Here is a 26,409-nt window from a genome sequence, read left to right on the forward strand (position 1 = left end):
CGATAGGATACTTACCCGTCGACTAAATTGCAAATTTTGGTGCAAAATACTTATAAACAAAACTAGCAGAACCTGATAAGTATGATTCAGGTTCTGCTTACTTAGCTTTGCAAATATTCTGTACCGCTTAGATTAGCCCTGACGCTGCTTGTGCTTAGGGTCAGAACTGCAAATTACACGCACAACACCGTTGCGCTTGATAACTTTACAGTTACGGCAAATCTTTTTTACTGATGCACGAACTTTCATTACATCGTTCCCCTTTCTTTCAAAATTAAGGGGCTAACTTATCGGCCGTAGCCTTTAAGGTTAGCTTTCTTCAGCACAGACTCATATTGACTCGACATCAAATGTGTCTGTACTTGTGCCATAAAGTCCATGATAACCACTACGATAATGAGAAGCGACGTACCACCGAAGTAGAACGGCACATTCCAAGCAATTAGCATGAATTCAGGCACTAAACAAATAAAGGTTATGTACAGTGCGCCCGCCAGCGTTAAGCGAGTCATTACCTTATCGATATAACGTGATGTTTGCTCACCCGGACGAATACCCGGAATAAACGCACCAGACTTTTTCAAGTTATCTGCAGTATCACGCGGGTTGAAAACCAACGCCGTGTAGAAGAAGCAGAAGAAGATGATAGCTGCTGCATATAACATCACGTACAGCGGTTGACCAGGCGATAGCATTAATGCTACGTCTTGTAACCACGCTGTCGATTCATTTTGCCCAAACCATCCTGCGATAGTCCCTGGGAACAAAATGATGCTGGAAGCAAAGATAGGCGGTATAACACCAGCCATGTTGACCTTCAGCGGTAAATGCGTGCTTTGCGCGGCGAAAACCTGACGGCCTTGCTGACGCTTCGCGTAGTTTACCACAATTCTGCGTTGTCCGCGCTCTACAAATACCACAAGGTATGTAAGCGCGATAACAATCACAGCAATCAACAACAAGAACAACAGATTAATGTCGCCTTGTCTTGCTTGTTCCGCTGTCTGACCTATCGCTGTTGGTAGACCGGCAACAATACCAGCAAAAATCAATATAGAGATACCGTTACCAATACCTCGTTCAGTAATTTGCTCACCTAACCACATAAGGAACATCGTTCCTGTGACTAAGCTCACTACTGCCGTAAAGTAGAATCCGAAGCCAGGGTTTATCACCAATCCATTAATCAGGTTGGGCAGACCAGTCGAAATACCAATTGACTGGAAGATAGCCAATACCAACGTTAAATAACGTGTGTACTGGCTGATCTTACGACGACCTGCCTCGCCTTCTTTTTTAAGCTCCATCATCGGTGGATGAACCACCGAGAGCAACTGCATAATAATGGACGCAGTAATGTATGGCATAATGCCCAAAGCCAGAACGGATGCACGCTCAAGCGCACCACCAGAGAACATGTTAAACATTTCTACAATGGTGCCTTTTTGTTGCTCGAACAAGTCAGCAAGTACCGCTGGATCGATGCCAGGGATAGGAACATAAGAACCTAGTCTGAATACAACAATCGCACCAAGTACGAACAACAATCTTGCCTTAAGCTCACTCAAGCCGCTTTTAGCGCCTGAATCCAATCCTGGTTTAGCCATCTAGCTTATTCCTCTACTTTACCGCCAGCAGCTTCAATCGCTTCTTTAGCGCCTTTAGTAACCTTCAACCCGCTTACTGTAACAGCGCGTGATACTTCACCGCTCTTGATAACTTTAACAAACTGAATCTCTTTTTTGATAAGACCCGCTGCTTTTAAAGTTTCAAGAGATGCTGTATCACCCTCTACCTTAGCGATTTCTGCAAGTGTCACTTCGTCAGTAACAAAGCTCTTGCGTGAAGTGAAACCGAATTTAGGAAGACGACGCTGAATAGGCATCTGACCACCTTCGAACCCTGGCTTAACGCGGCCACCTGAACGGCTTTTTTGACCTTTGTGACCTACGCCACTCGTTTTACCAAGACCTGAGCCGATACCACGACCAGTACGCTTACCAGTTGGTTTTGAACCTTCGGCTGGAGAAATTGTATTTAAACGCATGTCTTACTCCTCCACTATCTCAACCATGTAATTTACACGGTTGATCATGCCACGTACGGCTGGGGTATCTTCCAGTTCACGAACATGGTTGATTTTACGAAGGCCTAGGCCTTTAAGCGTAGCTTTGTGCTTTGGCAAGCGGCCAATCGCACTTTTAGTTTGCTTTACTTTAATCGTTGCCATGTTTGATTACCCCAAAATTTCTTCTACAGACAATCCACGTTTCGCAGCAACTTTCGCTGGAGAATTCATCTCTGTCAGCGCGTTGATTGTTGCACGAACAACGTTGATTGGGTTTGTAGAGCCGTAACATTTTGAAAGTACGTTCTGTACACCAGCTACTTCAAGTACTGCACGCATTGCACCGCCGGCGATGATACCGGTACCTTCTGATGCAGGCTGCATGTAAACTTTAGAGCCAGAGTGACGACCTTTAATTGGGTGCTGTAACGTGTGGCCATTAAGGTCTACGTCAACCATGTTGCGACGAGCCTTTTCCATTGCTTTTTGGATTGCAGCAGGAACTTCACGTGCCTTACCGTAACCAAAACCAACGCGACCATTACCGTCACCCACTACTGTCAATGCAGTGAAACTAAAGATACGACCACCTTTAACCACTTTAGAAACGCGGTTTACAGCGATCAATTTCTCTAGAAATTCACCATTTTGAACATCTTGTTTAGCCATTATAAACTCCTAGAACTGAAGACCAGCTTCGCGAGCTGCATCAGCTAATGCCTTAACGCGACCGTGGTATTTAAAGCCACTACGATCGAAAGCCACTGTCTTAATGCCTTTCTCAAGTGCGCGTTCTGCGATTGCTTTACCGACTACCGTCGCTGCTTCAGTATTACCTGTAGATTTAAGATCTTTTGCAAGATCTGTTTCAACAGTTGAAGCCGCTGCCAACACTTCAGAACCGCTAGGAGCGATTAACTGAGCATAAATGTGGCGAGGTGTACGGTTAATTACCAAGCGATGCGCGGCCAGTTCACGAATTTTTGCACGTGCGCGAGTTGCGCGACGAATGCGAGCTGTTTTCTTATCCATCGTATCACCCACCTACTTTTTCTTAGCTTCTTTACGACGTACGTTTTCGTCAGCATAACGTACACCTTTGCCTTTGTAAGGCTCTGGTGGACGGTAAGCGCGAATGTTCGCCGCAACCTGACCTACCATCTGCTTATCGGCGCCTTTCACGACGATTTCAGTTTGGCTAGGAGTTTCAACGGTAATGCCTTCAGGCATCTCGTATACTACTGGGTGTGAGAAACCTAGCGTTAGGTTAAGCTTGGCACCTTGTGCTTGCGCACGGTAACCAACACCGTTTAGCTGAAGCTTTTTCTCAAAACCTTGTGAAACACCTTGAACCATTGCATTTAGGATAGAGCGAGCAGTACCTGCTTGTGCCCAGCTATCAGCGAAACCTTCACGTGGAAGTGCTTTAAGTTGGTTCTCTTCCTGTACAACTTCTACTGCGTCATTAAATACGCGGGTCAAAGTGCCTTTACTACCTTTAACAGTAACTTCTTGACCAGAGATAGAAATTTCTACACCTGATACAACATTTACTGGGGCTTTTGCTATACGTGACATTTCAACTCCTCCGTTATGCTACATAACCGATGATCTCACCGCCCATGCCTGCGTTACGCGCTGCACGGTCAGTCATCACACCTTTAGAAGTCGACACGATAGCAACACCTAAACCACCCATTACTTTTGGAAGCTCATCTTTTTTCTTATAGATGCGCAGACCAGGACGGCTTACACGTTCGATAGTGTCAATTACTTGCTTGCCTTCGAAGTACTTAAGCGTCACTTCTAAAACAGGCTTAACGTCACCAGAGGTTGCATAGTCAGCAATGTAACCTTCTGCCTTCAATACTTCACAAATAGCTGCGCGAAGTTTAGAAGACGGCATAGTTACAGAAACTTTCTGTGCCATCTGGCCGTTACGGATGCGGGTAAACATATCCGCGATAGGATCTTGCATGCTCATTATCAGCTACTCCTTACCAGCTGGCTTTTTTAAGGCCAGGGACTTCACCGCGCATCGCTGCTTCGCGAAGCTTAATACGGCTAAGACCGAATTTGCGTAGGTAACCATGTGGACGACCAGTAACACGACAGCGGTTGCGCTGACGTGAAGCACTAGAGTCACGTGGCAGTTGTTGTAGCTTTAGAACAGCGTCCCAACGCTCATCTTCAGAAGCGTTAACATCGCTGATAATCGCTTTAAGTGCGGCGCGCTTTTCAGCATACTTAGCGACTAGCTTAGTACGCTTAGCTTCACGTGCCTTCATTGATTCTTTTGCCATAACCCTACACCCCTACTTTTTGAATGGGAAGTTGAACGCGTCCAGCAGAGCACGTGCTTCGTCATTAGTATTCGCACTGGTAGTGATAGTAATATCCATACCGCGAACTTTATCCACTTTATCGAAATCGATTTCAGGGAAAATGATTTGCTCACGCACGCCCATGCTGTAGTTACCACGACCGTCGAATGATTTTGGGTTCAAACCACGGAAGTCGCGAACACGTGGAATAGCGATTGAAATCAAACGCTCTAGGAATTCCCACATACGCTCGCCGCGTAAGGTTACTTTACAGCCAATCGGATAACCTTCACGGATTTTAAAACCCGCTACTGATTTTCTTGCAACTGTGACTACAGGTTTCTGACCGGCGATAGCCGTCATGTCAGCTTGAGCATTCTCAAGTACCTTTTTGTCAGCAACTGCTTCACCTAAACCCATGTTTAGAGTGATTTTTTCAATCCGAGGGACTTGCATGACGCTTTTGTATCCGAACTGCTTAGCAAGTTCAGCTACTACTGTTTCTTTATAGAAATCATGCAGTTTCGCCATCGTACTCTCCAATATAATTAAACAAGTTCACCGTTTGACTTGAAGAAACGAACTTTCTTCTCGTCTTCGAAACGGAAACCAACGCGATCTGCTTTACCCGTTGCTGGGTTAACAATCGCAACATTAGAAACGTGAATAGAAGCTTCTTTCTCAACAATACCACCAGCAATACCCAGTTGTGGGTTAGGCTTAGTGTGTTTCTTGACGAGATTAACGCCTTCTACAATTAAACGGTTATCAGCAATAAGCACTTTAAGGACTTTGCCTTGTTTGCCTTTGTCTTTACCCGCTAATACGACTACTTCATCATCACGACGAATTTTATTAGCCATTATCGTGACTCCTTATAGTACCTCTGGGGCCAATGAGATGATTTTCATGAAGTTTTCACTTCTCAACTCACGGGTTACCGGTCCAAAGATACGCGTACCAATTGGTTGCTTGTTTGCATTAAGCAAAACAGCCGCGTTACCGTCAAAACGAATGGATGAACCATCAGCACGACGAACGCCTTTTCTAGTACGCACCACCACTGCATTCAGTACGTCACCTTTTTTAACTTTACCGCGAGGAATTGCTTCCTTCACAGTAACTTTGATGATGTCACCGATACCTGCATAACGGCGATGCGAGCCACCAAGAACCTTAATACACTGAACCCTGCGAGCGCCGCTGTTGTCTGCAACGTCCAGGTTAGTTTGCATTTGGATCATGTTAGTGCTCCGCTCTAAAAATTAAGACTCTCCCGAGTCGTTTAAGCTGCTAATCTCAACATGGAAGCGCTGAAATTATATACATACCCCCATAAAAAGGGCGCGAAATGATAACAGAAATCTTGGGGTAGTGATAGCGTTAAATTGAATTATTTTTAGGCGATGGAAAAATAATCGGCCTCGCGAGATAGTAGAAGCCGGAAGAGCGTTTATTATACCTGCTTAAGCGGTGCTGTCGAGCATTTCCGTTGGTGGGGATAGATGATAAAGCAAACGATCCCGTAAGCGGCTTATTCCCACTGGCTTTGAAATAAAATCATTCATGCCGGCGTGTAAGCATTTGTCTTTTTCGCTGGGCATCGCGTTGGCGGTTAACGCAATAATTGGCACGTCACTGCCTGCACCGTCTAAGCGCCTAATGTGTTTGGTCGCGGTAATGCCATCCATCACTGGCATATGGCAATCCATCAGTATTAGGGTGTAAGGAGCTTTAACGTTAATAGCATGCGTCACTTTGGCCACGCCCACTTCGCCGTTTTCCGCCACCTCTACTTTTAAACCAATCTCTTTTAATTGCTCTTTAATGACAATTTGGTTTATCTCGTTATCTTCTACTACTAATACCTTGGCATTTTTAAAGGTGTTTTTAAGTTCTGCCGCCGTATATCTCGCCTGGGCTTTATGCTGGTTTACTTTTGGCGCTATGCCATCGGCACTGTCTAATGTAAGGGTTACAATGAAGCGTGTCCCTGCCCCTAGCTCGCTAGACACATCTATACTTCCCCCGTAGTGGGTTATGATTTTATGCACAATAGCAAGCCCCAACCCGGTGCCACCAAAGCGGCGTTGTGTTGACTCTTCAGCCTGCAAGAACGGCGTGAATATTACCGCTTGCTGTGCTTCACTTATGCCTATACCAGTATCGGTTACTATAAGTTTTATTCTGTAGCGGTCAGGGCCATATTTGGTGCAACGGGTGGTCACTTTCACGTTACCCTTAAGGGTAAACTTAATGGCATTATTGATGAGGTTTATGAGTACTTGATTTAACCTTAAACTGTCTGCCATGAATAAATGGCCCGATAAGGCTTTCGTATCCGCTGTAAATTGTAGCCCTTTTTTATTCGCTAAACGTTCAAACATGGGTAATTGATGCAGTATTACCTCTTCAATATTCACGGGAGACGCTTCAAACGTCATTTGGCCTGAGTCTATTTTAGAAAAATCGAGTACATCATTTACAATGCCAAGTAGTGCTTCGGCACTTTTCATCGCCACATTCACATACTCTTTTTGCTTGGACGACAATGTCGATGCTTCCAACGTTTCCAACATACCTTGAACACCGTGGATTGGCGTGCGAATTTCATGGCTCATATTGGCGAGAAAGTCACTGCGGGCCGCTAAGGCTTTTTCTGCAATTTCAGTTTTATCTTGAAGCGTCTGTAAGGTATAGATGCGATCGGAAATATCTCGGGTGGCGCCCACTACCTTAGTGCACTTTCCGTTTTCAAAAATAGGTTGGGCACGGCTTTCTAGCCATTTGGTCTCGCCCGCATCGGTAAGAACTTCTAGCTCGTAATTCCAACCTTCACCGGTTTGTATAATTTCTTCAAACTTGCTTTGGTACTGTGCTTTGGTTTCATTATGCTTAATGAGAGCTAACACTTCCTGAGTGGTGATGTCTCGGTCTGGGTGAATATGAAGCATGCGTTTTAGGGCATCGCACCAATATAGCTGCTGTGTTGCGACGTTATACTCCCAGGTGCCTACGCCTACTAATGTGGTAATTTGGGTTAGCAAGGTATTTTGTTCAGCCAAGACCTCTTGCTGCTTTGACATACTGCCGAATGCCTGCTGTTTTTCGATTTCATTGCCAATCCAATCGGCAAACAGAAGCACATAGTCATAATCTAAATTGGAGAATGGGTTATCGCTGGCTTGTTCGGAAGAAAAATTAAGGGTGCCGTAGCATTTGTTATTCACATAGATGGGAGAGGCAATATAACGACGGAGTTTGAACTTATCGTAACAAGGGTGTGAAGCACCTGGATAGGCATCAATATTGGCGTAGGCAACGATTTCGCCCGCATTTATTGTATCTGCACAGTAGGTGTCAATAAGACTGAACGCGGTGCCAGCGACAATACTGTTATCAGGGGTTAACGCATGCATAATCACGTAATTATCATTTGTGACTTTGCTAACGATGGCGTTATCGAGGCCGAGGGTTGCCACGCCTATTTTCAAAAGATGCGCTACTTTATCGACAAACGGCAGGTCGTTATCCGTAGAAATTTGGTGCAAGTCGTTTATTACGCTCATTCGGTTCCTCCTTTTAATGCAGGCGCCATGAGGCAAAAAAGGCCATCACTTCAAAGTACTGGCCTTTTAACAACTTAACCTAATTTTTACTTATTGGAAGGCTTCTCACCTTATCAATTAGTCTAATTTTCAGGCAAATCAACTAGTAAAGAATGTTGATTTCATAACCTGTTGCAGTGTCAGCAGGTTCAACCGTTACAATATAGTTTTCTTCTTCATTAAACCCGAACAATGCTGTTCTATCTAAAAGGATTTGCTCTTCGTTGTCGTCTTCATATACCGCGATAACTTCGTAATAATCTGAAGGCAATACTTCGCTGTCGCTTTCACCAAACTCTAGGTTTTGTAAATCATACTCTGCGGTATCGATAGTTTCATCGTTACGTACAAGGTAAAAGTCTACATCATCGAAGTCTTCAACTAGGTTGATGAAATTAACCGTTTTGTCGTAGGCCTGTGGCAATCCACTTTCCACAAAGGTTGCTGCGCCAAGGGCACCATTTCTTTCGTAGATAAGAATGGCTTTACTCTCACCTTGGTTAAGGGTAATCAGTTTATTACTCAGCTGTGTATATTCACCTGTGCTGTCTGATACAGTAACGCGGTAGTCACCGTATGTGATAGTAGTAAATTCACTTAATTCACCCGCGTCTAGCGAGAAGGCTACATCTTCTTCGTCGGTTGTACCGCCAAAAGTGACATCCAATGCGGTGCTTAGGTTTGTTGAATTATAGATGCGGTATTGTGCATCTGCTTCAACGTCGGTTAGCGCAGTTACTGTAGATGAATTCAAAATTGTGTCTACAATTAGGCCGTCTTGAATAGCACCACTAACATCGCGCATTGTCATTAAGTATTCTGTCTCATAGGCAAAGTCGATAGTTTGCGATTCGAATACAACGTCTGTGCTACCTGGTTCTGTTAGGTAAATAGTATATTCACCTTCATCAAAGTAATCGCTGTCGTCATCTGGATCCCAGTAGTCCAATTCAATCATTTCGCTCGCAGTTACCGTGCCGAGGAAGTTTGCGGCTTCAAAAGGGTCGCCTGCATCACTGAGATAAAAATCGTAAGAATCTTCATCTATGGTTACCGAAAGGGCAAACAGTCTGAAGTGGTCTTCTAGTGTTTCACGCTCATACTGATATTCAGTAATAATAGGGTCTGAGAAGTCACCACTCATCACAATCAGTGTTTTGTACCCTGTTTTTAAATCAACTGTGTAGGTATCGATAAGCACTTCTTGATCGTCTGAGTCTGTGCGGATGAACTCTAGTTCATATTCATCCTTTTCCATAGAGTACATGGATGTGGTATCGCCAAACTGTGCAGAACCGAAGCTATCGCCATCCACCTCACGCATTTCTACGTTGGCTCCATTAGGAGATGCATTATAAAACTGAATATAAGCATACGAATAATCGGTGCTACTACCACTTGAGCCACCACAGGCACTTAAGCCAAGAAGTGCGATAAGCCCAATAGCTACATTTCGTAACCAAGCCTTTGAGTGAAATTGCATAAACTAAATGTCCTTACTGAATCATTGTTGGGTAAAGCAATAGGCAGGTGCTGCCGCGCTTAATGTTAGGCACTATGCCTGAGTAGTTACCTAACGGGGTGAACTATACTGCGCTATGGCAGTAAACAGAGAGGGTTAGTTCCAGCCTTTACGCCTTCTTTACAAAGCTGACTTAAAACTGTGTCTTTTATGCCAACAACAAGCAGAAAGCCCGCATTATGCGGGCTTTCAAGACGTATCAGGAATAATGTAAAGGCGACTATTACAGCGTGCGTTGTCTCACTATTTCGTACAAGCAAATCCCCGTTGCCACTGATACGTTTAAACTACTTACACTTCCTGCCATGGGTAACTTAACCAATTCGTCGCAGGTTTCTTTCGTTAACCTGCGCATCCCCTTACCTTCAGCGCCCATAACAAGCGCCGTGGGGCCTTTCAGGTCGATATCATATAAGGTTTTGTCGGTTTCACCGGCAGTACCTACAATCCACAAGCCTTTGTCTTGCAGATGCTTAAGCGTACGCGATAAATTAGTCACTTGGATAAGTGGAATAACTTCAGCTGCGCCACATGCCACTTTTCGTACGGTACCATTGAGGCTGGCTGATTTATCTTTAGGTACCACGACCGCATGCACACCTGCACCATCGGCAGTACGTAAACATGCACCCAAATTATGAGGATCGGTGATGCCATCTAACACTAACAATAAAGGTTGGTCTTGGCTTTCTAAAATACGGTCTAAGTCGGCTTCATCCAACACTTTTGCCGGTTTTGCACGTGCAACCACACCTTGGTGTTGTTCGCCGTTTACTTTATCGTCTAACGCTTTACGTTGACAAAACTGCACCGAAATACCGAAACGTCGTGCTTGATTCACAATATTGGTAAGGCGTTCATCATTACGCCCTTTTAATACCATGACTTCCATCACTCGCTCTGGCTCTTGCTCTAGCACAGACTGCATTGCATGAAGCCCATATAACCATTCTTGCTGCGCCACTACCCGTTACCCCCTTTTCTTCGCTCGTGGTGTTGCACCTTTACCTTTCGGTGCTGGCCCTTTCGGCCCTCGTTTGGCGTTCCTGCTTGGTTTTTTGGCCGTTTTCACTTTTACCTTCTTACCACCAGGGCCGCGCAGCATAGACTTATCCAGTAATAAATCAATCTTTCTTTCATCGAGGTTAACCGCAGCCACTTTCACCTCAAGCGTATCGCCAAGCCTAAATTGGCGATGGCCAGATTCACCCAAAAGAACCTGCTTAACTTCATCGTAATGATAAAAATCATCATCTAACGAGGTAATGTGGACCAAACCATCAATGTGGTATTCGGTAAGGCGAACAAACAAGCCAAAATTCGTAACCGAGCTCACCACACCTTCAAAAGTGTCTCCCACGTGGTCTAACATAAACTCGCATTTAAGCCAGTCTGCTACGTCACGGGTGGCATCATCAGCCCTGCGCTCAGTCATAGAGCATTGCTCACCAAGTTGCTCTATTTCTTCGCCAGTGTAATTTTTAAAGCCTGATACCGCTTTTTTGCCCTGCTGTTTAGCAATAATGCCTTTTAACGCACGGTGAACCACTAAATCGGGGTAACGCCTAATAGGAGAAGTAAAATGGGCATACGCATCTAAAGCTAAACCAAAGTGACCCAAATTATCGCCATCGTAGATAGCTTGCTTCATTGAACGTAAAAGCATAGTTTGAATCAGCTCTTCATCCACCCGCCCGCGGGTTTTCAGCACCACATCGGTAAAGGCTGAAGGCTCGGCATCGTCAGTAATGCGATGGGGTATCCCTATTTCACCCAAGTAGCTGGTGAATGAGGTTAACCGGTCTGCATCGGGTTTATCATGTACACGGTACAGTGCGGGCGCTTCATGCTTTTCTAGCATTAACGCCGCACTGACATTTGCCATAATCATGCACTCTTCAATGAGCTTATGTGCATCGTTACGCACGAGGGGCACAATATTTTCTATTTTGCGCTGTGCGTTAAACACAAATTTCACTTCTTGTGTTTCAAATTCGATGGCACCGCGCTGTTGACGTGACTTTTTAAGCGCCCGATACAAATCGTGTAAATGGCGTAAATGCGGCACATGGGCTTCGTAGCGCTGATGAAGATCTTTATCGCCTTGCAGAATATTCCATACTTTATTGTAGGTAAGACGTGCATGGGAATTCATGACCGCTTCGTAAAATTGGTATTCCTCCAGCTGCCCTTGAGCAGAAATAGTCATTTCACACACCATGCACAGACGGTCTACCTCTGGATTTAGCGAGCATAAGCCGTTGGATAATACTTCCGGCAGCATGGGAATAACTTGATCAGGGAAGTACACCGAGTTACCACGCTGCTGCGCTTCATCATCTAACGCCGTGCCTGTGCGTACATAGTGGCTAACATCGGCAATGGCCACCCACAATTGCCACCCGCCGTTGTCTAACGGTTCGCAATATACTGCATCATCAAAGTCTCTGGCATCTTCACCGTCAATGGTAACAAGGGGGAGTTGACGTAAATCGATACGGCCTTCTTTGGCTTCATCAGGCACCGACTCTGTCAGGTTACTTACTTGCTTAGTGACCCCTTTCGGCCATTGGTGTGGAATGTCGAACGTACGCAGCGCCATTTCAATTTCCATACCTGGCGCCATATGTTCACCAAGCACTTCCACTATTTTACCAACGGGGCTCATTTTCCGACGTGGACGCTGGGTCAATTCTACAACCACCACTTGCCCCATTCGGGCACCGTTGGTGTGCTCTGGTGGAATGACAATTTCGTGTTGTAAACGGCTATCGTCGGGCACTACCATGCCAAAGCCTTGCTCTACAAAGTAACGCCCAACAATGGGTTCGCTACGAGGCTCGATAACTTGGGTAACAAAGGCTTCTTTTCGCCCGCGTCTGTCGGTGCCGCTTACCCGCGCCTCCACGATGTCATCATGTAAGAATAGGTTCATTTGACCTGCGCTAATGAACAGGTCTCCACTTTTATCTTCAGGGCGCAAGAATCCAAAACCGTCTCTGTGGCCAATAATGCGGCCTTTAAATATTTCATCACGGTTTTGGAGTATGTACTTTTTCTGTTTGGTAAATTGAATCTGGCCTTCACGTTCCATTGCGCGCAAACGGCGCTGGATGCCAATTCTGGCTTCTTCTTCGTAGGCGTTTACCAAAGCGCAGATATCCAGAAACGACAATGGCTTGTCGTGTTCTTTTAATACGCTCATTAGATATTCTCGGCTTGCTACCGGGTTTTCGTACTTCTCTTTCTCGCGCTGATAATGCGGATCATCACTCATGTATTTATAAATTACCTTTTGTTGTTTCGTTTCGCGAATGCGTGTATTTCATTTGCTTGATTTTCTTAGACACATTCACGTAATTTGGTTCATGTGGTCAATTGATACACAGTATAACAGTATTTACAGCAAAACATTGCGTTGTAATTACAAGGGGATTAAACCTTGAAATGCCACGCCAGTGTCACACACCCTGTATAACATTAGCGTTCTTATTTTATGTCGCGGTGTTTCGCCACTGACAATAACCATTAACGAAAAATCAATAAATAAGCAGGCATTATGGACAGAAGATCGTTTATAAAATTATCGTCTCTCGCGGGCGTAGGGCTGACGGTATCTACCGGCTTGGCGGGTTGTGTATCTACCGCTAAGCCGCAGGTTGCTGCAAAATTTACTCATGGCGTTGCCAGCGGCGATCCATTGCAAACAGCGGTTATATTGTGGACGAGAGCCGTGCCCTCAGATGACACTAATCAAGCGCAAATTATATGGGAAGTGGCTGAGTCAGAAAGCTTTAATACCTTAGTTGCCAGCGGTGAAGTGTCATCAAACGCGACGCGAGACTTTACGGTTAAGGTTGACGTTACTGGGCTAAAGCCAGGTACCCGCTATTTTTACCGTTTCCGCAGTGCGTCTTCTGTCAGTGCCGTAGGTGAAACTAAAACACTGCCCGGTGACGCAGTTAACGAGGTTACTTTTGGGGTGTTCTCCTGTTCTAACTACCCTGCAGGCTTTTTTACTCCTTATGCCGAAGCCGCCAAGCAAGACAGCATTGATTATGTGTTGCATTTGGGCGATTACATCTATGAATACGATGGCAAGGGTTACGGAACCCAGCACGCTGAAGAAATGGGGCGTACCTTTGTTGCAGACAATGACACAGAGCTCTTTACATTAACTGATTATCGCAAACGCTACGCGCTATATCGCACCGACGAAGGCTTGCGTTCGCTTCACCAACGCAAGCCGTTCATTGTGGTATGGGATGACCACGAAATTTCCAACGACACCTATAAAGATGGCGCACAAAATCATCAGCGTGATGAAGGTGACTTTTATGCGCGCCGGGCAGCGGCAGTTCAAGCTTATTATGAATGGCTGCCTATTCGCCCCCCCTTTGGCGATAGCCGTTTAGAGATTTATCGCCAATTTACGTTTGGTAAGTTAGTGGATTTGTATATGCTAGATACCCGTGTGCTTGCGCGGGACAAGCAACTGGTTTACAGCGATTTTCGCGACCCACAAACGAACGCCTTCGATCAACAAGGTTTTGTCGCCGCCATGAGCAACCCTTCAAGAGGGCTGTTGGGCACTGCACAGCGTGAATGGCTTACCAATAATATGACCAAAAGTGAAGCCAAGTGGCAAGTGTTAGGGCAACAGTTATTAATAGGCCGCATGCATTTTCCTGCGTCTATTTTTAATGGTGTTCCCCGTGAACAGGTACCTGCTCATGTTCACACCTTAGCCAATGCTAAACGTCGTCAACAAGCCGGTGAGGATATTTCTGCAGAGGAAACTCACATGCTGAGTATGCTGATGCCTTACAACTTGGATGCATGGGATGGCTACCCCGTTGAGCGTGAGCGATTACTTGGCTTTATTCGACAACTCGATAAGCCGGTGATTTCATTGGCCGGTGATACCCACAATGCGTGGCACAACACGTTAACGCTTAATGACGGCACGGCCGTCGCCACAGAGCTTGGCACATCTAGCGTAAGCTCGCCGGGTATGGAAAATTACTTGAAATTTGACGACGATACCGCGAAAACCCTCGCCAACGACCTACCTGTATTAATCACCGACTTGAACTACTGCAACCTCCACCAGCGCGGATTTATGACGGTGAACTTTACTCACGATCACGCCGTTGCCACCTGGCACTTTGTAGATACGGTGCGTGATAAAGCCGGTAAAGTTGCTTCTACCTACTCCACAAAAATATCAGCCTAGCCAACAGTGAAAAACTAGGGCTCGCCTATTCAGGTATATGCTGCACATAAAAAATCCCGCATAAAGCGGGATTTTTTAATCACTTAAGCTCGTGGCTTAAAAATCGTAATACAAGCGAACCCCGGCAATTCGAGGCATGCCTCTTACAAAGGTAGGAATACCTAATCCACCACCGGTATTACCCGCATCAATGAGGTACTCTTTGTCGAGTAAATTGTCTACGTAGAGTTCAAAGGCGAACGGGCTGTTATCTTTAGACACTTTCATCGAGACATCGGTCAACGAATAGGTATCTTGCCAAAGGCCAGGGTAGTTGCTGCTTTCAAAATACACTTTCGACTGGAAGCTAGTTAGCCAGTTAAAGTCCAATAACCAGTTGTCCATTTCGACCAATTTATTGATGTTTATCGCGCCGCTAACTTCTGGTGCTAGGCGAAACTTGTTACCGCCATATTCGAATGGCGTGCCTTCAGCGGTTTCATCAGCAAACTCTGCATCCAAAAAGCCCAGGCTTGTGGTAAAAGAAAGCGTGTCGCTATATTGGTAAGTGGCCATACCTTCAATACCGGACATGGTTGAATCACCTACAGTAACGGTAATAGATTGTAGGGTTTCTGCATCAGTGTACGACTGTTGGTAATCGCTATACTGATAGGTAAACACGGCACCGGTAAAGGTAAAGTTAGCACTTTGGTATTTCACGCCTACGTCGTAGCTGTCTACAATTTCCGCTTTTGTGACGGTTACGCCAGAAGCGTCGGCATTCACTACGGGTGAACGACGGCCTTTTGCGTAGTTTGCGTAAAAATTCCAGTTATTGTTCATATCATAACTGACGGCTAAACGCGGAAGAGTGTCGTCAAAATCACCTTCCCCTTCAAATACAAAGGTACCCGCATCTAAGGTGTAGGTGTTTTTGGTGTAACGTGTTTCATCAATGTACCGAATACCTGCTGTTACGTTGATGTTATCGGTAACAAAGTAAGAAACTTCAGCCACGTAAGAGTTAATGTCTAACTCGGCCTCAAAGATATACGGCCCTTGAATAATGGTATCGGGAAAAGCATCGTTAGAGATGGGCGTACCGTCAGCATTAAACAATGAACCCACTAAGATAGCACGCAGCGCTTCAATTTCTTCGAGTGAAGCATCAGTGGCAATATTTTGGTCAAGCGGAATATCAAAAGTGGCTTCAAGCTGCGCTTTGACCGCGTCAAACGTGCCGCGAACAAAAGGGTCGACCATAACATAGTAAGGCAATATAGAATCATCATGAGACGTAGATGCACCAATGAATCCAACAAGCTTGTCCCCAGAGTCATAAACCAAACGCACCGAGCCGCCGTTCAACGTGGCATCGTTATCAAAATATGCATCCTGAATGCGTAACGCTGAACCATCCGCATCGAACCCTTCGCTAACTTCAACGTCTTTATAATAGGCGTCGGCGTGTAGCGTAAGCATGTTATTGATGTCGTAGTTAATTGTGAGATCGTATGCTTGAAGTGTACGCTCGATACCCAGTTCACTACCCATGCTAAATTCAGCCGCAGTATAGGGGCTGGTATCACCGCCATTTGGCGCGATAGAACCAGACTTAAATGCAATGCCCGGCTGGTCGTTGTATTCCATAGAAGCACGAGCAATCACTTCAAGTTGCTCGTAAGTGGCTTTCCACGTACCTCGAACCGCTTGAACCGACACACCTTGCAAATCTTCACTGTTACAAGAAACACTGTTGCCAAGATGGTCAGTCATGTTCGCGTTGCCATAGTAACTGTCGTCACTACATGCGTTATTTTCAACAATACCATCCATTTCACGATACAAACCCGCAATACGGAAACTGTGATTATCGTTAATTGGGCTGTTGAACATAAACTCAGCTTCTTTACCCGATTGCGTATCGTAGCCAAGCTGTACTTTCATTTCCTTTTCATCGGTAGGAAGTTGTGAGTGGATACTAATGGCACCATTTGCTGCCGCTACACCAAACAATGTAGGTTGCGGCCCTTTTAATACTTCTACTCGTGCAATGTCGTAAAGCGACACACTCGATACTGTTTTTTTGCTGATATCAAAGCCATCTTGATAGACAGAAATGCGAGGTGTACTGGATACGGATGAGGTGTCGTCGGTAACGCCACGTATGTTAAACGAAGGTAAACTCACCGCCTGTTCTTGTATTTGCACATTAGGCAACACCCGCGACAACTCATCAAGTTCCATGATGTTTGTACGCTCTAGAAACTCACTAGAAATAACGTCCATGGTGACAGGCACATCCATTACGGATTGCTCTCGCATCTGTGCAGTTACCGTAATTTCTTCAATGTATTCTTGTTCATCTAGCACTTCTTGCGCATAGGAAGGCGTGGCGAGCGCGCTTAAAACAGCGCTAGCCAATAGCGTTTTGCGGTACATGTGTCGTCCCTTATTTGTGTGTGTTGTTTTTAGTTTTTTGCGAATGCGAATTTATTTTTGTGAAGGCAATGAATCTAGAGGCGAATTGCGACCAATTAATGACCTGTGGGTGACAATTTTAAGGCAGTTTTGTGACGCACGGGCATCACCCACTCATTGAGTGATGCGGTACCGAAGAGAAAACCAGGGGTGATGAATAAGGTTAGGTTTAACTGTCTGCTGGACGTTTGGCTTCACGCACCGCTTTGGGGTGCATAAGCTTTTCAAGACGGGCTAAATAGGTGGCTATTTTTTGATGTTGCGTTTTATCATCGGTTACCGAGTGGTGTAGCCAATGATAAGCATCTTGATAATCGTATGGGCTGCCGTAGCCCTCTAAAAACAATTCCACTAATCGCATTTGCGCGGATAAATTTTTCAGCGCTGCGGCTTCTCTTAAATACACCACGGCTCTGCTTTTATCTTGCTGTACCAAGGTGCCTTTCGCGTAGTAGCGGCCTAATTGTTCTAGTGCAGCAGGTAAGCCCTGATTGGCAGCATCTTCCATGTAACTAATGCCCCTGGCTGGCGCGGCATCGACACACACACCCCAAGCCAACATATCGCCCCAAAGAAACTGATACGCAGGCACTTTTAACACATCGGCTCTGGCTTCTATGTCTTGAACGAGCTGACAGCGGTCTGCCACTACTTTATCTAGGTGCGTGTTCTCATTAATCATTTTGATTAATGCATCTTGGCTATACAGCTGCACGGCAAGCACTTCTTCTAAGGTTTCACCTTCTCTGGCCAGCGCGGGCGCGTGTACCACCAGGCAAAATAACCCAAACAATGTTGATAGTGTAAATGGCTTCATAAGTTTGTAACTGTTTGTTGAACATACAATCGAGTTATCGGCAGCGTAAGATAATTCTTAACGCTGCATTTATACTAGTGACCGCCCTTTGAGGTACATAAAGCACCTTGAATGTGCCGGGCATGATCGGCCACATCTATACCTAAGTCGGTTAAATATCCCCCGTCTGGCTGAGTAATCATACCCTTAGCGTATAAGCGACTTGCTGCGTTTACCATGGATTGGCTTGCATCGTGGTGTATTTTCAACCCTTGCAATAAACTGTTAGTGGGAAATTTAAGAATGAGGTTTAGTTCATCCACCATATCTTGATTAAACGTGTTCATAGTTCTACCTCAGGCAAAAAGGTTATTATTTTATTTTTCGCATTTGCGGGATGAGAGCAAAAATATTGCCTACATCCTTGTGTCCATGAAGGGCTATATGACTATCAATTGCCCAGACTGTCCAGATCATTTTGTGTACCTTTACGTCGTGCCTTACATTAAAAAGCATTAACCGTCAGCGTTTATTGTGCTTACAGGTCGGACTTTACGGCGAAATAGTATATTCTTGCCTCTAACTTTAGTCTGCGGATACCCCCTGTTCAAATGAAGTACAAAGATTTACGTGACTTTATTCACCAGTTGGAAGCCAAAGGTGAACTTGTTCGCATTTCCAAAGAGATTGATACCGACTTGGAAATGACAGAAATCGCCGATAGAACCCTTCGTGCTGGCGGCCCGGCGTTACTGTTTGAAAACCCTAAAAACCATACCATGCCAGTGCTCGCCAATTTATTTGGCACACCTGAGCGGGTGGCCATGGGCATGGGTCAGAACTCGGTGGAGGCGCTGCGGGAAGTGGGTAAGCTTTTGGCGTACTTAAAAGAACCAGAGCCGCCAAAAGGATTAAAAGACCTTTGGCAAAAATTACCGGTGTTTAAACAAGTATTAAACATGCCAGCAAAAACGGTAAAAAAAGCCCCTTGCCAAGAGGTAGTGATAAGTGGCGAAGAAGTTGATTTAACCCAAATACCCGTTCAACGCTGTTGGCCTGGCGATGTAGCGCCTTTGGTTACTTGGGGTCTCACCGTCACACGAGGGCCCCACAAAAAGCGCCAGAACTTGGGTATTTATCGCCAACAAGTTATTGGGAAAAACAAACTGATTATGCGCTGGCTATCGCATCGAGGCGGCGCACTGGATTTTCGTGAATGGTGTCAGACTCACCCTGGCGAACCCTATCCGGTGTCAGTTGCCCTTGGCGCCGACCCTGCCACGATATTAGGTGCTGTAACGCCAGTGCCAGATACCCTCTCGGAATATGCATTTGCAGGATTACTTCGAGGTGACAAAACAGAAGTTGTTAAGTCTATCAGCAACGATTTGCAAGTACCGGCTAGCGCCGAAATTGTTCTTGAAGGCTATATTGCACAAGATGAAACCGCTCCAGAGGGACCTTACGGTGACCATACCGGTTACTATAATGAAGTGGATGATTTCCCTGTTTTTACGGTAACGCATATCACCCACCGTAAAGATCCAATTTATCATTCTACCTACACAGGCCGTCCGCCCGATGAGCCAGCCATTCTTGGCGTGGCGCTTAATGAAGTGTTTGTTCCAATTTTACAAAAGCAGTTTCCTGAAATTGTCGACTTCTATTTACCCCCAGAGGGTTGCTCGTATCGCATGGCAGTGGTGACGATGAAAAAGCAATACCCTGGTCATGCTAAGCGGGTAATGATGGGCGTGTGGTCGTTTTTACGGCAGTTTATGTACACCAAATTTGTTATTGTGTGCGACGACGATGTCAACGCGCGGGATTGGAACGACGTTATCTGGGCCATCACTACACGAATGGACCCCGCTCGTGATACGGTAATGATAGAAAATACACCTATTGATTACCTCGACTTTGCGTCTCCTGTATCTGGGCTAGGCTCGAAAATGGGCATGGACGCAACCAATAAAATGCCCGGCGAAACGGACCGCGAGTGGGGTGAACCCATCGTTATGGACGAAGCGGTGAAAAAACGTGTAGATGATATCTGGGACGAACTTGGTATTATGAACGCTTCCTCGGTTAAACGTTAACAGCAAAGGTAAGAAGAGAATACATGTCACACATTAAATGTCAGGTTGCAAGCATTACGCCTTTAACCGACGTCGTAAAAAAAGTGGTGCTTACACCACCCGCTCCTTTAGATTTTCAAGCTGGCCAATATGCTATGGTGGTGATGGGTGAAAAAGATATGCGCCCGTTTTCCATTGCTAATGCAGCCTACGACAATGCGCGTATCGAATTACACATTGGTGCTGAAGCAGGTAATGCTTATGCAGGCGAAGTGCTCGCACGTATGGAAGCTGAAGGTGAAATTACCATTAGCGTGAATAATGGCGACGCCTTTTTACAGTCAAATGGGTTGCCTATGGTATTAATTGCCGGTGGCACAGGGTTCTCTTATACCTATTCTATTTTGCAGCAGCACTTACACAGTAACGATACCACGCCGATTACCCTGTACTGGGGAGGAAAGCATGCTAGCGATCTTTACCTGAGTGATGCATTAGAAGCATTAGCCAGCACACATTCACACTTTACGTTTGTGCCCGTGGTAGAGTTTGCCGAAGATAACTGGAAAGGCCGCACAGGCTGGGTGCATCACGCCGTCATGGCTGACCATGCCGACTTCGCCAATATTCAAGTGTATGTGGCAGGCCGCTTTGAGATGGCGAAAACCATTCGCGACGACTTAACCGCCCGCGGCCTTAAGTTAGAAAATCTTTTCGGTGATGCATTTGCTTTTATTTAAGTAAAGCATACCCGTTTGAATTGAGTTACCCCCTAATAAACGACGCCAACCGCAGCGTATTACTCGCTTCTGTTGGCGTTTTTACTTGTTCACTTCTTCCCCCCAGCCAACTGTAAAGATTACGTAAATATTTTCTACTTTTGCGCATTAAACCCTGCTAGTATCTTTTCTCTTATGAATAATTAACGAACCAAAACAGTTATCTTAGGCATTTTTAGAGTCGCTTTATTAGTAGCAGGACGCACGCACAAAGACCTGTCATGAAAGGGCACTTCGTATGCTTTCTAGGGAATGAGAATGAAGTATAAAAATACGTTTTTAGCCGCTGGCATACTTGCCGCACTGGCAGGCTGCGGCGGTGGTAGCGACGGCGAGACGAATGTGCCACCTCCGGGAAATTCTGGTGACAATCCAACCAATCCTTCTTACGAATATGTTGTCAATGCTACCTACATGTCTAGCTGTGGATACATAACGCCACAAACCGATGCAATGGTGATTCGCCATGGCAGCGATGGCTCTGCTGTGGCTGTGTATGAAGCCGACGCAAACGGTGACATTGCTATTGATTATGAAGATGTAGCCACGTACACCATGCTAAATGTTGGCTACTGGAATGGGCAGCCTTACCCACGCATACACACCTACGTTGATGTTACCGCGGATAAACTTGTCGACCGTAGAATTATTTCACAAGACTATGTTGATGACGGTACTTGCGATTGTGACACTGTCACCTTAGACATCAGTAGTGTGCCTGTGGCCTCGCCTGCTGCTAATGTAGTTTACTCAACCACTACCGCGAGAACTATTTACGAAGACCGTGATTTAGACGATTTCGTTGACGTTGAGGTATGTCGCCAAAACAACGAGGAATGGCCTGCCATTGCGCTAACCCTCACCAATTCAGAAGACGATGTACCGGAAGACTACTACACAGCCCTCATCACTAACTATACCTTTGATGAAACCCTGGTGGTGGACAATGCAGTACTTAGCAGAAAAGTTCCTATCAATGTGTCTAACCACAATGAAGACACTAACGGTAATCTGCGACTAGCAATTCGGGGGCGGGTAGACAATATCATCTACTATGCCGACAACATAAGTGGCTACGATCCCTCTGAACTTCCTAACAGCGTCCCCATGTTTGAAGAGCCTGGAGAGGCCACCACGGGCATTGATGTTTTCAATACCGAATATCAAGAGTTCTATGATTATGGTGAAGAAGTCAATATTACTTTCTACACAGGCGCTGAGGTAAGACTGCCTTCAACACATACCGCCACGGTAGATTTGCCAATGATGAGCTACAACCTGTTTGCTGAGCAGGCGATGTCTTTCTTTACCACCGAAAACTACGATTTTTCAGCATCAGGTGCTGACTCCGTAGAAATCGGTTTTTCAGCGCGAAATGCAGAGGATAATGTGGCCTTTTTCTTCACCTTGGTTACGCCGAACAAAGGGTCGCTAGATATTATTGATACCTTAGACGCAGACAATGTAGATTTCGCTCTTGATTTTGACTTCGACATGGACGAAGAGCTAAGCGGAAGTTACATGTTTATTCACACTAAGGATGTGATAAGCACAGATGATTATCTTGAATCCTTAGGAAGTGATGAAATGACTGCCTACGGTATTGTCTATTTTGATTTTTAGTTCAACACTGTAATTTAATAACCCGCCAAATGGCGTGAAGAAATGGCGTGAGAGTTTACTTTCACGCCATTTTTTATGCGCTTATGTTTATTGCCCGTTACATATGCGCTTTCCGCTATGCAATGTCTTTACGCGAGTTGCCTGACTATTTTTATTAAATGCGACTGTACACATTGTTCCTTTTCGTCGTATTCAGTATGGTTAAAGTACACAAAGGAGAAAACAATGATAAAAAATATATCCTCTCGCCTAACTCGCCCTCGGCTGTTCACTATTTGCTTTTCCTCATTAGCGATTATGCTGATGCCATCACAAGGGGTTCACGGGGAAGAAAATACGCGGCAACGCGCCTTGTACGATATTGCCGAGGCTATCTCCCCGCAACGTATAGAGCAAGACATTACCACCTTGGTCAATTTTGGTACCCGCCACACGCTATCAGAGACAGAGTCAGATACCCGAGGTATAGGTGCTGCCCGCCGATGGATAAAAGCCGAGTTCGAAAAGATTTCCGCTGAGTGCGGGGGCTGCTTAGAGGTTTATTTTCAATCTGAGGTAATTAGCAACGAAAAGCGTATACCCGAGGCAACGGACGTCGTCAGTGTGATAGCCATTCAACGAGGCAGCACAGATCCCAGCCGTTACATGATTATGTCTGGCGACATTGATTCACGGGTATCTGATGTGATGGATTTCACCTCTGATTCTCCCGGTGCAAATGACAATGCTTCTGGCGTAGCGGGTACGTTAGAAGCTGCGCGAATACTGACTCAGTACACCTTTAACGGCAGTATAGTGTATGCCGCACTAGCCGGTGAAGAGCAAGGCTTATTTGGCGGGCGTATCATGGCTGAACACGCTAAGAAAGACGGCTGGCGAATTAAGGCCGTGCTCAACAACGATATGATTGGCAATATTGAAGGGGTTAATGGGGTTATAAACAATACAACCGCACGTATCTTTGCGGAAGGTACGCGAGTGACAGAAACCGAGGCCGAGGCACGTAGACGCCGCTTTACCGGCGGAGAGGTAGATTCTCCAAGCCGCAATTTGGCCCGCTATATCGACAAGATTGCCGATCAGTATATTGAAAATTTAGACACCATGGTGATATACCGGCTAGACAGGTTTGGCCGTGGCGGCCACCATCGTCCGTTCAATGATCTCGGCTTTCCGGGTATTCGTATTATGGAGACTAACGAAAATTACACCCGTCAACACCAAGACTTACGTACCGAAGACGGTATTGCTTATGGCGATACCCTTGATGGTGTTAACTTTGACTATGCTGCTAAATTAACAGGGTTAAATGCCGTTTCTTTGGCGGCAATGGCTTGGGCACCTAACCCACCAGCAAATGTGGAAATAGCAGGCGCCGTTCAGCCCTCGACGACACTAAAATGGGAAGCATTAGATACACAACAGAACCCGCAACTAGCCGGCTATAAAATTTACTGGCGTCATACGGATGCTCCTCAATGGGAATTTTCTAAATTTGTTGGCAATGTCACACAAGCTACCCTCGACAATGTGGTGATTGATAATTACTTTTTCGGTGTCGCCAGTGTGAATAAAGAGGGTTTAGAAAGCCCTGTGGTATACCCAGGTCCAGCGGGCAGCTTTGGGTTATAGTGGTTTTTAACTACAGTTAATGCCAGCGGTACTAAAAATAGCAAACAATAAAGGCGGTAGTTAAAAATGGCTTTGGGTAAAAGTACAACCAAGAACGTAAAGCGCAGTATATTGTTAGGGTTATTTTTACTTAGCGCCAACGTAGGGGCAGAGGCACTTTCTCTTGCCGCCGCCCCCTTTGAAACCTACGTGGCCGATGACGGCGAACCCGGCCGAATTAATTCCTTACTTCACGAAGCTTTCGCCAAAATGGACGAAACCCAAGTGGATCTTCAAATTATGCGCGAGGCTTTTTTAGGAAGCGCTGTACGCGCAAAACGGGTTGACGGTGAGTTTGCTTATATCGACTTGGGTGAAAAGCAGCAAGGTATCGTGCTTTCGCGCCCCTATTTACCACTTACCCTTTATGCTACTGGGAAAGGCCCGGAAGTAGAGAACGTGAAATTGTTTCCTCATTTAAAAGGTCACCGTGTAGCTATCGAAAATAGGTTTGCTAACACGCCTACCTTTCGGTTACTAAAAAACATCAAGTGGTCTCGCAACCCCTCCACTTACGATGCCTTTCGCCAACTGGCCGATGACAGAGCGCCCTTTTTAATCACCAGTAAATTGCTGATTGATGAGTTTAATTTACTCCTTTCTTCGGTAGATGAAGAGTTGTTGCGCTTTTCAGCAAAGCCATTGCTGACATCGGGGTTTCGTTTAGCGCTGCATAGCGATGTACCCAATGCCCAAGGCTTTCTCTCTACCTTTAATGCCGTCATAGATGCCATGCAGCAAGATGGAAGTTATAACCGCTTGTTGGGTATTCATTGGCTTCTAAAAGATGTGAACAGTGACGGTGTGGCTGACTTTATCGCCAACAGCCGCATTACTACAGCGGCATCGCCTTTATCTACGGCCTATGCGTTAGACAATTCATTGCCTTCTGAGACTAGCCTGTTTATTGTGGATGGCGTGCAGTATGCTGATTTCGACCAAGCCAAGCTATCATTAACCGCCCCTGTAACGCCTCGTGAAAGCTTGCTTGACCCAGAGCTATACGACCTCATGTTAAAGCGTTGGTAAACGAGAGCGTGATTATTTTTGATGACGTAGCGTTTTAATATCTTGAATTAAGTAATCCACCGAGGCCGCATTTAGCCCATTATAAATTCCACGGATATGCTTGTTTTCATCTATAAGAAGCAAGCTTTCAGTGTGTAGAAAATCCTTATTCTTCTGTACATTGCCTAAATCTTCGCTGGCAAAATAAAAGGTTTTAGCAAGGCTGTAGATTTCCGCTTTATCACCCGTTAGCAAGTACCATTGCTGGTTGTTAATGCCATTCTTATTCGCATAAGCCTGCAAGATTTCCGTTGTGTCGGTAGTCGGGCGTATAGAGTGCTGAACAATTTTTACGTTTTCATCGTTGGCAAAAGTGTCTTGTACCTTGATAAGCTTAGAACGAATTGTGGGGCAAATGCCCGGGCAGGTACTAAAGAAAAAACCTGCCACATATACTTTTCCGTCTAAATCACTTTGAGTGATGGTATTGCCGCTTTGGTCGGTGAAGCTAAATGCAGGTATCTTGTGGAAAGACGTTAAATCAACCTCTCCCTTCGACAGCCAATAAGGTGTAAATGCCCCATCTTGGTAATAAGGTAATTCTTCACTTAAGGCACCAGCACTAAGCGTCGCCAGCTTGATTACGATAATAATCCACAGATATTTTTTCATCTTCTAACCCTACACAGTTATTTGATTTTCTAAGGCCAAAAATGCGCCCGTTTTTGTATTCAAAATTGCTAAACAACTTGCCATTTTTGCGCCAAGCTTGCTGCAATCCACTGGGTTGACCGGCAAGATAGTTAAAACGCTTAAATTTGTTTCCATTGCGGTACCATTGCCAGGCTTCACCTTCTGCTTTTCCGTTAACGAAAAAGGCTGCAGAGCGTTGATGACCATTAAACCACCAGCTTTCAGTAACCCCATGACGCACGCCCGCTTTGTAATGAGACAGAAAGGCCAGTTGGCCGCTTTCAAACCACTTTTGCACCACGCCATGACGTCGGCCGTCTTTAAATTCCTCGAGTGCCGCCATCTTGCCACTAGGGTAACGAGTGATCATTTCGCCACTAAAAGGAACATCATTGAGCATACGAAGCCCTTGATGGTTCGTCGCAAGTTCGGTGTTTAGTACAGGCGAATTGGGGCTAAACAAAACATCGCTAAATACTGTAAAGCCACCAACCAACAACAAAAATACGACACTTAGCACGTTAAGCATTGCGTCACCGC

General features: G+C 45.5%; 27 protein-coding genes. 6 read left to right on the forward strand and 21 right to left on the reverse strand.

Annotated elements, in window-relative coordinates:
• Positions 1–132: 132 nt before the first annotated feature.
• The 16 genes from rpmJ to rnr all read right to left on the reverse strand — a co-directional run bounded on the left by rpmJ (position 133) and on the right by rnr (position 12,799).
• Entirely contained in the window at positions 133–249 is a 117-nt protein-coding gene (gene rpmJ / locus EP13_RS19155) for a 50S ribosomal protein L36 (protein WP_012519217.1), read from the reverse strand.
• Between the two features lie 38 nt (positions 250–287).
• Positions 288–1,607, reverse strand: a complete 1,320-nt coding sequence (gene secY / locus EP13_RS16300) for a preprotein translocase subunit SecY (RefSeq protein ID WP_044058205.1) — start codon at positions 1,605–1,607, stop codon at positions 288–290.
• A gap of 5 nt (positions 1,608–1,612) precedes the next feature.
• Entirely contained in the window at positions 1,613–2,047 is a 435-nt protein-coding gene (rplO, locus tag EP13_RS16305; RefSeq protein WP_044058206.1) for a 50S ribosomal protein L15, read from the reverse strand.
• A gap of 3 nt (positions 2,048–2,050) precedes the next feature.
• The gene (gene rpmD / locus EP13_RS16310; protein WP_044058207.1) at positions 2,051–2,230 is read right to left on the reverse strand and encodes a 50S ribosomal protein L30; all 180 of its coding nucleotides are present in this window, start codon (positions 2,228–2,230) and stop codon (positions 2,051–2,053) included.
• A gap of 6 nt (positions 2,231–2,236) precedes the next feature.
• Positions 2,237–2,737: a 30S ribosomal protein S5 gene (rpsE, locus tag EP13_RS16315; RefSeq protein WP_012519221.1), complete on the reverse strand. Its 501-nt coding sequence runs from the start codon at positions 2,735–2,737 to the stop codon at positions 2,237–2,239.
• 9 nt (positions 2,738–2,746) lie between these two features.
• Positions 2,747–3,100 (reverse strand): 50S ribosomal protein L18, encoded by a 354-nt coding sequence (gene rplR, locus EP13_RS16320; RefSeq protein WP_044059081.1) that lies wholly within the window; start codon positions 3,098–3,100, stop codon positions 2,747–2,749.
• Positions 3,101–3,112: 12 nt separating this feature from the next.
• Positions 3,113–3,646, reverse strand: a complete 534-nt coding sequence (rplF, locus tag EP13_RS16325; RefSeq protein ID WP_044058208.1) for a 50S ribosomal protein L6 — start codon at positions 3,644–3,646, stop codon at positions 3,113–3,115.
• 13 nt (positions 3,647–3,659) lie between these two features.
• Positions 3,660–4,052 (reverse strand): 30S ribosomal protein S8, encoded by a 393-nt coding sequence (gene rpsH / locus EP13_RS16330; protein ID WP_044058209.1) that lies wholly within the window; start codon positions 4,050–4,052, stop codon positions 3,660–3,662.
• Positions 4,053–4,065: 13 nt separating this feature from the next.
• On the reverse strand, positions 4,066–4,371 hold the full coding sequence (gene rpsN / locus EP13_RS16335; protein ID WP_044058210.1) for a 30S ribosomal protein S14: 306 nt from the start codon (positions 4,369–4,371) through the stop codon (positions 4,066–4,068).
• Between the two features lie 12 nt (positions 4,372–4,383).
• A complete protein-coding gene (rplE, locus tag EP13_RS16340) occupies positions 4,384–4,923 on the reverse strand; it encodes a 50S ribosomal protein L5 (protein ID WP_012519226.1) in 540 nt (179 codons plus the stop codon).
• A gap of 17 nt (positions 4,924–4,940) precedes the next feature.
• Positions 4,941–5,255: a 50S ribosomal protein L24 gene (gene rplX / locus EP13_RS16345; protein WP_044058211.1), complete on the reverse strand. Its 315-nt coding sequence runs from the start codon at positions 5,253–5,255 to the stop codon at positions 4,941–4,943.
• 12 nt (positions 5,256–5,267) lie between these two features.
• The gene (rplN, locus tag EP13_RS16350; protein WP_013786228.1) at positions 5,268–5,636 is read right to left on the reverse strand and encodes a 50S ribosomal protein L14; all 369 of its coding nucleotides are present in this window, start codon (positions 5,634–5,636) and stop codon (positions 5,268–5,270) included.
• Between the two features lie 222 nt (positions 5,637–5,858).
• Positions 5,859–7,961, reverse strand: a complete 2,103-nt coding sequence (locus EP13_RS16355) for a GAF domain-containing hybrid sensor histidine kinase/response regulator (RefSeq protein WP_044058212.1) — start codon at positions 7,959–7,961, stop codon at positions 5,859–5,861.
• 142 nt (positions 7,962–8,103) lie between these two features.
• Positions 8,104–9,483: a DUF4397 domain-containing protein gene (locus tag EP13_RS16360; RefSeq protein ID WP_044058213.1), complete on the reverse strand. Its 1,380-nt coding sequence runs from the start codon at positions 9,481–9,483 to the stop codon at positions 8,104–8,106.
• Between the two features lie 262 nt (positions 9,484–9,745).
• The gene (gene rlmB, locus EP13_RS16365; protein ID WP_044058214.1) at positions 9,746–10,486 is read right to left on the reverse strand and encodes a 23S rRNA (guanosine(2251)-2'-O)-methyltransferase RlmB; all 741 of its coding nucleotides are present in this window, start codon (positions 10,484–10,486) and stop codon (positions 9,746–9,748) included.
• Between the two features lie 6 nt (positions 10,487–10,492).
• The gene (gene rnr, locus EP13_RS16370) at positions 10,493–12,799 is read right to left on the reverse strand and encodes a ribonuclease R (RefSeq protein WP_044058215.1); all 2,307 of its coding nucleotides are present in this window, start codon (positions 12,797–12,799) and stop codon (positions 10,493–10,495) included.
• A 282-nt stretch (positions 12,800–13,081) separates the two neighbouring features.
• Between rnr and EP13_RS16375 the strand changes: the two genes are divergently transcribed.
• Complete coding sequence (locus tag EP13_RS16375; protein ID WP_044058216.1) at positions 13,082–14,758, forward strand: alkaline phosphatase D family protein; 1,677 nt, start codon at positions 13,082–13,084, stop codon at positions 14,756–14,758.
• A gap of 96 nt (positions 14,759–14,854) precedes the next feature.
• On the opposite strand, the gene EP13_RS16380 is transcribed toward EP13_RS16375, so the two are convergent.
• The 3 genes from EP13_RS16380 to EP13_RS16390 form a co-directional block, all read right to left on the reverse strand.
• On the reverse strand, positions 14,855–17,182 hold the full coding sequence (locus EP13_RS16380; RefSeq protein WP_044058217.1) for a TonB-dependent receptor: 2,328 nt from the start codon (positions 17,180–17,182) through the stop codon (positions 14,855–14,857).
• Between the two features lie 208 nt (positions 17,183–17,390).
• Positions 17,391–18,038, reverse strand: a complete 648-nt coding sequence (locus EP13_RS16385) for a tetratricopeptide repeat protein (protein ID WP_044058218.1) — start codon at positions 18,036–18,038, stop codon at positions 17,391–17,393.
• Positions 18,039–18,112: 74 nt separating this feature from the next.
• A complete protein-coding gene (locus tag EP13_RS16390; RefSeq protein ID WP_044058219.1) occupies positions 18,113–18,364 on the reverse strand; it encodes a TIGR02647 family protein in 252 nt (83 codons plus the stop codon).
• 264 nt (positions 18,365–18,628) lie between these two features.
• Here EP13_RS16390 and ubiD point away from each other — a divergent pair, with 264 nt between their 5' ends.
• The 5 genes from ubiD (at position 18,629) to EP13_RS16415 (ending at position 25,197) form a co-directional block, all read left to right on the forward strand.
• Positions 18,629–20,116 (forward strand): 4-hydroxy-3-polyprenylbenzoate decarboxylase, encoded by a 1,488-nt coding sequence (gene ubiD, locus EP13_RS16395; RefSeq protein ID WP_044058220.1) that lies wholly within the window; start codon positions 18,629–18,631, stop codon positions 20,114–20,116.
• A 23-nt stretch (positions 20,117–20,139) separates the two neighbouring features.
• Positions 20,140–20,835: an NAD(P)H-flavin reductase gene (gene fre, locus EP13_RS16400; protein WP_044058221.1), complete on the forward strand. Its 696-nt coding sequence runs from the start codon at positions 20,140–20,142 to the stop codon at positions 20,833–20,835.
• A 297-nt stretch (positions 20,836–21,132) separates the two neighbouring features.
• A complete protein-coding gene (locus tag EP13_RS16405) occupies positions 21,133–22,497 on the forward strand; it encodes a hypothetical protein (protein ID WP_044058222.1) in 1,365 nt (454 codons plus the stop codon).
• Between the two features lie 297 nt (positions 22,498–22,794).
• The gene (locus EP13_RS16410; RefSeq protein WP_052364551.1) at positions 22,795–24,129 is read left to right on the forward strand and encodes a M28 family metallopeptidase; all 1,335 of its coding nucleotides are present in this window, start codon (positions 22,795–22,797) and stop codon (positions 24,127–24,129) included.
• A gap of 66 nt (positions 24,130–24,195) precedes the next feature.
• Positions 24,196–25,197, forward strand: coding sequence for a substrate-binding periplasmic protein (locus EP13_RS16415; protein ID WP_231497883.1), 1,002 nt, complete (start codon positions 24,196–24,198; stop codon positions 25,195–25,197).
• A 12-nt stretch (positions 25,198–25,209) separates the two neighbouring features.
• Here EP13_RS16415 and EP13_RS16420 read toward each other — a convergent pair whose 3' ends face one another.
• Positions 25,210–25,848, reverse strand: coding sequence for an SCO family protein (locus EP13_RS16420; protein ID WP_044058223.1), 639 nt, complete (start codon positions 25,846–25,848; stop codon positions 25,210–25,212).
• Positions 25,799–26,398 carry a toxin-antitoxin system YwqK family antitoxin gene (locus EP13_RS16425; protein ID WP_044058224.1) on the reverse strand — a complete coding sequence of 200 codons (600 nt, stop codon included), beginning with the start codon at positions 26,396–26,398 and terminating at the stop codon, positions 25,799–25,801. Before EP13_RS16425 ends, EP13_RS16420 begins: the two co-directional genes overlap by 50 nt.
• Between the last annotated feature and the right edge of the window lie 11 nt (positions 26,399–26,409).

The organism is Alteromonas australica, from assembly GCF_000730385.1.
GTDB classification, from domain to species: Bacteria; Pseudomonadota; Gammaproteobacteria; order Enterobacterales; family Alteromonadaceae; genus Alteromonas; species Alteromonas australica.

Coding starts and splice junctions, on each gene's coding strand:
- rpmJ (WP_012519217.1), bottom strand. CDS start 249: ATGAAAGTTCGTGCATCAGTAAAAAAGATTTGCCGTAACTGTAAAGTT.
- secY (WP_044058205.1), bottom strand. CDS start 1,607: ATGGCTAAACCAGGATTGGATTCAGGCGCTAAAAGCGGCTTGAGTGAG.
- rplO (WP_044058206.1), bottom strand. CDS start 2,047: ATGCGTTTAAATACAATTTCTCCAGCCGAAGGTTCAAAACCAACTGGT.
- rpmD (WP_044058207.1), bottom strand. CDS start 2,230: ATGGCAACGATTAAAGTAAAGCAAACTAAAAGTGCGATTGGCCGCTTG.
- rpsE (WP_012519221.1), bottom strand. CDS start 2,737: ATGGCTAAACAAGATGTTCAAAATGGTGAATTTCTAGAGAAATTGATC.
- rplR (WP_044059081.1), bottom strand. CDS start 3,100: ATGGATAAGAAAACAGCTCGCATTCGTCGCGCAACTCGCGCACGTGCA.
- rplF (WP_044058208.1), bottom strand. CDS start 3,646: ATGTCACGTATAGCAAAAGCCCCAGTAAATGTTGTATCAGGTGTAGAA.
- rpsH (WP_044058209.1), bottom strand. CDS start 4,052: ATGAGCATGCAAGATCCTATCGCGGATATGTTTACCCGCATCCGTAAC.
- rpsN (WP_044058210.1), bottom strand. CDS start 4,371: ATGGCAAAAGAATCAATGAAGGCACGTGAAGCTAAGCGTACTAAGCTA.
- rplE (WP_012519226.1), bottom strand. CDS start 4,923: ATGGCGAAACTGCATGATTTCTATAAAGAAACAGTAGTAGCTGAACTT.
- rplX (WP_044058211.1), bottom strand. CDS start 5,255: ATGGCTAATAAAATTCGTCGTGATGATGAAGTAGTCGTATTAGCGGGT.
- rplN (WP_013786228.1), bottom strand. CDS start 5,636: ATGATCCAAATGCAAACTAACCTGGACGTTGCAGACAACAGCGGCGCT.
- EP13_RS16355 (WP_044058212.1), bottom strand. CDS start 7,961: ATGAGCGTAATAAACGACTTGCACCAAATTTCTACGGATAACGACCTG.
- EP13_RS16360 (WP_044058213.1), bottom strand. CDS start 9,483: ATGCAATTTCACTCAAAGGCTTGGTTACGAAATGTAGCTATTGGGCTT.
- rnr (WP_044058215.1), bottom strand. CDS start 12,799: ATGAGTGATGATCCGCATTATCAGCGCGAGAAAGAGAAGTACGAAAAC.
- EP13_RS16375 (WP_044058216.1), top strand. CDS start 13,082: ATGGACAGAAGATCGTTTATAAAATTATCGTCTCTCGCGGGCGTAGGG.
- EP13_RS16380 (WP_044058217.1), bottom strand. CDS start 17,182: ATGTACCGCAAAACGCTATTGGCTAGCGCTGTTTTAAGCGCGCTCGCC.
- EP13_RS16385 (WP_044058218.1), bottom strand. CDS start 18,038: ATGAAGCCATTTACACTATCAACATTGTTTGGGTTATTTTGCCTGGTG.
- EP13_RS16390 (WP_044058219.1), bottom strand. CDS start 18,364: ATGAACACGTTTAATCAAGATATGGTGGATGAACTAAACCTCATTCTT.
- ubiD (WP_044058220.1), top strand. CDS start 18,629: ATGAAGTACAAAGATTTACGTGACTTTATTCACCAGTTGGAAGCCAAA.
- fre (WP_044058221.1), top strand. CDS start 20,140: ATGTCACACATTAAATGTCAGGTTGCAAGCATTACGCCTTTAACCGAC.
- EP13_RS16405 (WP_044058222.1), top strand. CDS start 21,133: ATGAAGTATAAAAATACGTTTTTAGCCGCTGGCATACTTGCCGCACTG.
- EP13_RS16410 (WP_052364551.1), top strand. CDS start 22,795: ATGCTGATGCCATCACAAGGGGTTCACGGGGAAGAAAATACGCGGCAA.
- EP13_RS16415 (WP_231497883.1), top strand. CDS start 24,196: ATGGCTTTGGGTAAAAGTACAACCAAGAACGTAAAGCGCAGTATATTG.
- EP13_RS16420 (WP_044058223.1), bottom strand. CDS start 25,848: ATGAAAAAATATCTGTGGATTATTATCGTAATCAAGCTGGCGACGCTT.
- EP13_RS16425 (WP_044058224.1), bottom strand. CDS start 26,398: ATGCTTAACGTGCTAAGTGTCGTATTTTTGTTGTTGGTTGGTGGCTTT.